Origin of the sequence: Natronomonas sp. (genome assembly GCF_046710025.1) — an archaeon.
In the GTDB taxonomy this organism is placed as follows: Archaea; Halobacteriota; Halobacteria; order Halobacteriales; family Haloarculaceae; genus Natronomonas.
Genome location: NZ_JBKEGK010000138.1, coordinates 1 through 6857 on the forward strand (window position 1 = coordinate 1; position 6857 = coordinate 6857).

At 65.6% G+C, this 6857-nt stretch carries 7 protein-coding genes; 6 read left to right on the top strand and 1 reads right to left on the bottom strand.

The window, feature by feature from the left end:
* Together ACI944_RS09850 and ACI944_RS09855 are read left to right on the top strand one after the other, a co-directional pair.
* Nucleotides 1-791: S49 family peptidase (locus ACI944_RS09850; RefSeq protein WP_411718868.1), on the top strand; the 791-nt coding region annotated here is incomplete at its 5' end.
* Nucleotides 788-1867 carry a hypothetical protein gene (locus ACI944_RS09855; RefSeq protein WP_411718869.1) on the top strand — a complete coding sequence of 360 codons (1080 nt, stop codon included), beginning with the start codon at nucleotides 788-790 and terminating at the stop codon, nucleotides 1865-1867. The genes ACI944_RS09850 and ACI944_RS09855, both read left to right, overlap by 4 nt.
* Before the next feature lie 60 nt (nucleotides 1868-1927).
* On the opposite strand, the gene ACI944_RS09860 is transcribed toward ACI944_RS09855, so the two are convergent.
* The gene (locus tag ACI944_RS09860) at nucleotides 1928-3457 is read right to left on the bottom strand and encodes a sensor histidine kinase (protein WP_411718870.1); all 1530 of its coding nucleotides are present in this window, start codon (nucleotides 3455-3457) and stop codon (nucleotides 1928-1930) included.
* Between the two features lie 117 nt (nucleotides 3458-3574).
* Between ACI944_RS09860 and ACI944_RS09865 the strand changes: the two genes are divergently transcribed.
* From ACI944_RS09865 to ACI944_RS09880, 4 genes are all read left to right on the top strand, one after another.
* Nucleotides 3575-4816, top strand: a complete 1242-nt coding sequence (locus tag ACI944_RS09865) for an aminotransferase class V-fold PLP-dependent enzyme (protein WP_411718871.1) — start codon at nucleotides 3575-3577, stop codon at nucleotides 4814-4816.
* A gap of 139 nt (nucleotides 4817-4955) precedes the next feature.
* Nucleotides 4956-5375 (top strand): iron-sulfur cluster assembly scaffold protein, encoded by a 420-nt coding sequence (locus ACI944_RS09870; RefSeq protein WP_411718872.1) that lies wholly within the window; start codon nucleotides 4956-4958, stop codon nucleotides 5373-5375.
* A 28-nt stretch (nucleotides 5376-5403) separates the two neighbouring features.
* Complete coding sequence (locus ACI944_RS09875; protein WP_411718873.1) at nucleotides 5404-6300, top strand: ketopantoate reductase family protein; 897 nt, start codon at nucleotides 5404-5406, stop codon at nucleotides 6298-6300.
* A gap of 85 nt (nucleotides 6301-6385) precedes the next feature.
* Nucleotides 6386-6857 (top strand): aldehyde ferredoxin oxidoreductase N-terminal domain-containing protein (locus tag ACI944_RS09880; RefSeq protein ID WP_411718874.1); only part of this gene is annotated, 472 nt, incomplete at its 3' end.

The window sequence follows — 6857 nt, forward strand, 5'->3', positions numbered from 1 at the left end:
AAGTGCGCAACAATGGCTCCGTCGAAGCCGTCGTACTCAAGATGGATACCGGCGGCGGCGCGCCGGTCGCCTCCGAACGGATGTACAAGGCCGTCCAGCGAACGAGCCAACAGATGCCGGTCATCGCGGCCGTCCAGGAGATCAGCGCCTCCGGCGGCTACTACGCGATGGCTCCCGCTGACGACATCTACGTGTTGCCGACCTCGATCGTGGGGTCAATCGGGCTGAACGCCCCGGCCCCGCAGCCGAGAGCACCGGTCTACGGACCGAGCGGGCCCGACAAGGCTGGCGGTAACACGATCGAAGGATGGGCCCGACAGCAGACGCTCGCAAACACGTTCATCAACGCGATGATGGCCGAGCGCGGCGACCGGTTTGAGCTCTCCCGCGAGGAGGTCGCCCACGCCGACGTCTATCTCGGCACCGAAGCGGTGCAGAACGGCTACGCCGACGAGATAGGCTCGATCAACGAAGCGATCCACGAAGCCGCCACACGAGCTGGAATGAGTGATTACAACATCGACACCCGCGAGACTGGCCCCGAGGGCGGACTCCCGTTCCTCGTCCGAACTGACAGGCAGGTCGTTGCGATCCACTCGAACGACCCCGGCTACGGCGATGTCAAGCCGATGGGACTCGCCTACGTTCACTGGGAGTCGATCCCACACATCGACACTATCGAGCGCTTCTCCGGCGATTCCCTCCCCGTAGAGGAGGCCGGGAGCGCCCGGACCGACGCCACGAACGCGACGGGTGACACCGCCGCCGCAAAAGGAGGTGACAGCTCGTGAACCACGCTGAACGGCTCGCGGTCGCCTTCGTTGCAACGATAGCGGTGGTGATCGTCGGAGCGACGCTCGTCGGCTTCATTACCGCCGACGGCGCCGCACCGGCTCCCGAAATCGAGAACGAACACTTCACCGACGAGGAGCTAATCAGCGACCGCACGCCCGGCGAGGCCGACGTGACGATGTCGAGCAATCAGCCCTCGCGGACGATCCTCGTCGATCCCGGCGTTGAGCCCACCGGCGCCGCGCCGGCCAGCCCGCTCGCGCTCCTCGGCCTCGGCGGCCCCGATGTCGCCGACCGCGATATCCGGCCGCTCGCGAACGTTCTGATCGAAAACGGCCACGAGGTCCGCGTGTACACACCCTCGGCCGGTAGCGCTCGCCCCGGCCCGGCCCCCGGACAGGGCGGCGAGGTGACCACACAACTCGGCACCGAACTCGAGGAAGCCGATGCCTTCGTCACGTTCGATTCGGAGTACTCCGCGGCGGAGCGCGAGGACCTCGAGTCGTTCGTCGACGGTGGCGGAACGGTCGTCTCGATGACGGACCCCGACGAGGCGTTCAACCAGCCGGGTGCCGCCGCGCTTGACTCGACGCTCGGCGTCACGACCGAGCCGGGGTACGTCTACAACTTGGCCGAAAACGACCTGAACTACCAGCGAGTGTACGCCGAACCGGCGGACGGGACGGACCTCACCGACGGGGTCGACCGAGCGGTCTTCCCGACGGCGACGCCGGTCGGAACCAACAGCGGTAACGCGGCGCTCCGCCCAATCGAGGGCAGCCAGCTCTCGACGACGCGCGCGTCGACAGACGCACCGATCGTGGTGCAAAACGGCGGCGTCATCAAGATCGGCGACGCCGACTTCCTCTCGCCGGAAAACGCCCAACGAGCCGACAACGACGTGTTGATCGGCAACCTCGCCGACAAACTGGTGTCATCCGGCGCCGCCGCGCCCCGCTCACCCGCGGCACCGCCAACCGGCGGTCCCTCAACGGGCGAACCGCCGACCGAGGCTCCCGTCGCCGGCGAGTCGCCCGAGGCGACGCCGGCAGACGGCGCCGAGACGGCGACCTGACGCCGCATCGAGTCCCTGCGACACACCCCGCCGTCAGTCGGCGGGTCGGTCCCCGCTTTTTTACTCCCCGTCGAATCGGAACTCGAAGCGAGCGCCGCCCGCAGAGCCTTCGGCCAGCCGGACTGACCAGCCGTGTGCGTTGGCGATGCGCCTGACGATCGGGAGGCCGAACCCGGTCCCCTCGTCGCGGTCAGTGTAGCCGGCCTCGAAGACCTGCTCGCGATCGGCCTCGGGGATGCCGGGGCCGTCGTCCTCGATAAAGAACCCCTCTGCATCGGGGAGCGGGCCGACCCGGATCGCCGGATCGGGCGCGGCGTGTACCGCGGCGTTCCGGAGCAGGTTCTCTAAGAGCTGTCGCAGCCGATCGGGGTCTGCGTCGAGCGTGAGATCATCGATCGAGAGCGCCGCCCCCTCAGCTTCGAGGTTCCCCCACGCGTCCTCGGCGACCGCGGCGAGCGAGACCCGTCGGGTCTCGCCGACATCCCGACCCTGCTTCGCGAGGTCAAGAAGGTCGTCGATGAGCGACTCCATGTCGTCGAGTGCATCCGTGGCTCTCCGGAGGTGCGTCTCGTCATCGCTCTCGTGGGCGAGTTCGATCCGCCCCTTTGCGACCGCCAGCGGGTTCCGGAGGTCGTGGCTGACGACGGAGGTGAACTCCTCTAAGCGTTCGTTCTGCTGCCGGAGCAACCGCTGTTGTGTTCGTAGCGCCTCCTCGCGATCGGCCCGGACCAGCGCGGCCTCGGTGGCCGCCCCGAGCAGCCCGGAAACCGTTTCCTCGAGCTCGCCGAAGCGGTTTGGCTCGGTCGATCCGAAGTTCATCACCCCGACATCGCCGAGCGGAACGATGATCTCCGAGCGGACGATCGTCTCCGGGTTGTGACGGGCCTCGACTTCCGAGAGGTGGTCGTAGCGTTTGATCTCGCCTGACTCGAAGGCCGCCCACGAGAGGCTGTCGCCGGGGCGGTACGTCGGCGGTGTCTCGAACGTCTCGGTTGCGGGCTCGGCGACGGTGGCCGGCTGGAGTTCCTCCGCTTCCTCGTCGTAAAGCCAGACGCCAGTCAGCGGAATCTCCAACACGTCGTTAGCGATCTCAACCGCGCGTGCACAGACATCATCGACGGTCGTCGCTCCCGAAAGCGCCGTCGTCGCCTTCTGAAGCGAGCCGATGTAGTCGGCCTTCTGTCGGTTCAACGCGTCGTAGCGGCCGGTGACGGCCCCGACGAGCGCGCCGCCGGTGGCAGTGACGGCGACGACGTACCCCGGTCCATGGAGGGGATCGCCCTTGATGACCTGGTGGGCCATTATAAGCAGCGACACGCAGGCCAGCACCAACCCGCCGATGTAGCCCCACGCGACCGTCGTGGTGATCGCGGCCGCGTCCAGCCGGCTTCGATAGAGGATCGGCCCACCAGCCGCGAGCAGCAGCGCGAGAAATAGTGGGAACACGCCGCCGAAGAACATCCCCAAGAGCGAAAGATCGCTGGTGGCAATGTGATAGACGTGAACCGCTACGAACGCGATCCCCAACGCCCCCATTGCGGCCGACCCGATCGGCCGCGGGACTGAGACCCGTCCGTCCGTGACGTTCATTACCCCGACTTTGGCCACAAGCTATATAAATGGTTGAGAGATATCGGTGTCTCGGGTCGGCAGCCGAGTCTCGCCCTGACCGAAGGAGTAACCAGTCTCCGTCCCAAACAACTGGTAATGAGCAAACAGGCCGAAACGCTCGATGTCGAGCGGATTCGAGAGGACTTCCCGATCCTCGAACGGGAGTTCAGCGGTACGCAACTCGTGTATCTCGACAACGCGGCCACGTCCCACACCCCGGAGCCGGTTGTCGAGACGATTACCGACTACTACCGAACCTATAACGCCAACGTCCACCGTGGCATTCACCAGTTGAGCCAAGAGGCCTCGGTCGCATACGAGGAGGCCCACGACCGCGTCGCCGAGTTTATCGGCGCTTCGGGTGGCCGCGAGGAGATCATCTTCACAAAGAACACCACCGAATCGATGAATCTCGTCGCCTACGCGTGGGGGCTCAACGAGCTCGGCCCCGGCGACGAGGTCGTGTTGACAGAGATGGAACACCACGCGTCGCTCGTCACTTGGCAACAGATCGCAAAGCGAACTGGTGCCGAGTGCAAGTACATCCCCATCACCGACGAGGGCCGTCTCGACATGGACGCGGCCCGCGAGATGATCACCGACGACACCGAAATGGTGTCGGCCGTCCACGTCTCGAACACGCTGGGGACGATCAATCCCGTCTCCGAACTCGCCGACATCGCCCACGACCACAGCGCGTACATGTTCGTCGACGGCGCACAGTCGGTGCCGAACCGCCCCGTCGACGTTGAGGCGATCGATGCGGACTTTCTCGCGTTCTCGGGACACAAGATGGCCGGCCCGACCGGGATCGGCGTTCTCTACGGCAAGAAACGCATCCTCGAGGAGATGGAGCCGTACCTCTACGGCGGGGAGATGATCCTGAAAGTCGACTTCGAGGACTCGACGTGGAACGAGTTGCCCTGGAAGTACGAGGCCGGCACGCCCGTCATCTGTCAGGGGATCGCCCTTGCGGAGGCCTGCAACTACCTCGACGATATCGGCATGGAACGGATCGAGCGCCACGAGGCCGACCTCGCCGCCTACGCCTATGACCGACTACGCGAGCACGAGGATGTCGAGGTCTACGGCCCGCCCGGTGACGACCGCGGCGGCTTGGTCGCGTTCAACCTCGACGGCGTCCACGCTCACGACCTCTCGAGCATCCTCAACGACAGCGCGGTGGCAATCAGGGCCGGCGATCACTGCACTCAGCCGCTCCACGACGTGCTCGGTGCCACCGCTTCGGCGAGAGCGTCGTTCTACGTGTACAACACGAAGGCGGAAATCGACAGACTCGTCGAGGCGGTCGACGACGCCCGACAGCTGTTCGCCTGACCGGTAAGCGACCGTTTGTGTAGTCTGTACAGCGCCGGTCGGTTTGCTCCCGTACCCTCCTTCCCCGAGACAGTTCAGATATATAAATACCCCCGTGACCGGTGGGCTTTTGCGTTTCAGACCCCTTTTATCAATAACAATGGGACTCGGATCTGATATGTACCGGCAGCAGATCCTCGATCACTACAAGAACCCCCGTAACTACGGAGAAATCGAGGATCCCGACATCGAACACGTCGGCGAGAACCCGATGTGTGGGGACACGATCAAGATGTTTGTACAGCTTGCGGATGACGATGACACGATCGAGCACGTGCGCTTCGTCGGCGACGGCTGTGCAATCAGCCAGGCCTCGGCCAGCATGCTCTCGGGGGAATTGCAGGGAAAGTCACTTGAGACCGTCGAAGACATGGACAGAGACGACATCGTCGACATGCTCGGCGTCGAACTCAGCCCGATGCGGATCAAATGCGCTGTCCTCGCCGAAAAGGTGGCTCAGGACGGCATCGCGCTCCACAAGGGCGAAGAGATCGACATCGAGAAGACACAAACCGAGTAGCGAATCACTTTTATATTGAACTGACCGCATGGACATCCTCGTCTTTGGCGCCGGCAGCCTCGGGAGTCTCCTCGGTGGCCTTCTCGCCGCCGAACACGACGTGACGCTCGTCGGCCGAGACCCACACATGCGGGCGACAGACGAGAGCGGCCTTCGGATCACGGGCCACGTCGAGACGACCGTTCACCCGACGACCCGCCTCGACCCTCCCGACTCGGCTGATCTGGCTGTCGTCTGCGTCAAGTCCTTTGACACCGAAGCGGCCGCCGACGCGCTCGCCGGGTGTGCGATCGACGCCTGTCTGTCCGTCCAGAACGGGATGGGCAACGAGGCGGTTCTCGTCGACCGACTCGACTGCCCTGTCCTCGCCGGCACCTGCACGTACGGCGCTGTCCGCCCCAACCCCGGGACGGTCCGGTGTACCGGTGTCGGCGACCTCACACTCGGCCCGCCGGAGGGCGGCTCCACCGCGCTCGCCGAGCGCGTCGGGCGGGCTTTCGAGTCGGCGTCGGTCGCCACCTCGGTCGTCGACGATATGTCGGCGCGGCTCTTCGAGAAACTGGCCGTCAACGCCGGTATCAACGCGACGACCGCCCTCGCCCGCCTCGAGAACGGGGCCGTCCTCGACGGCGACGCCGGGGCGCTCGCGGCGGCCGCAACGCGGGAGACGGCCGCGGTCGCCCGGAGCGAGGGCATCGAACTATCGGATCAGGCGGCCGAGCGGGCGCTTGAATCGGTCGCCGCAGACACGGCCGCGAACATCTCCTCGATGCACCAGGACATGGCCGCCGACCGGCGGACGGAGGTCGACGGAATAAACGGGTACGTGGTCGATCGGGCCGACGAACTCGGTGTCGATGCGCCGGTCAACCGGACGCTCGCCCGGCTCCTCCGCGCCTGGGAGACCGGTCGGGGGCTCCGGTAGTGCACGCTCGGCGGTCCCGTGTGTTCTGACCGCCGCACGACCGCTCGCCGACCACGCTTAACTCGCTGGGCGACGACCTATCGGTATGATCCACGCTACTGGACCGCTTTTGACCGTCGATCTGGACGGCTTGACGACCGCTGAAACGGACATCGAGGACGCCGCGCGTCGGTACGTCGGCGGCCGCGGCCTCGGGACGAAACTCGCCCACGACCGAATCCCGTTCGACGCCGATCCGCTCGGCCCGGAAAACCGCCTCGTGTTCACGACGGGGCCGATGCAGGCCTCGACGATGAGCTTCACCGGCCGGATGAACTGCACGGCCGTTTCGCCGCTGACGGACGGCCTGTGCTCCTCGAACGCCGGCGGGTTCCTCTCGCGAAACTTCGCCGATACGGGCAATAGCGCGATCGAGTTCGTCGGGGCGGCCGACGAACTCACGATCGTTCATCTGACTGACGAGGGCGTCAAGTTCGAGCCCGTCCCCGGCCTTGAGGGGGCGACCGTCCCCGAAACGGCCGCGTATCTCGACTCCGAACACGGCATCGAGAGCGATC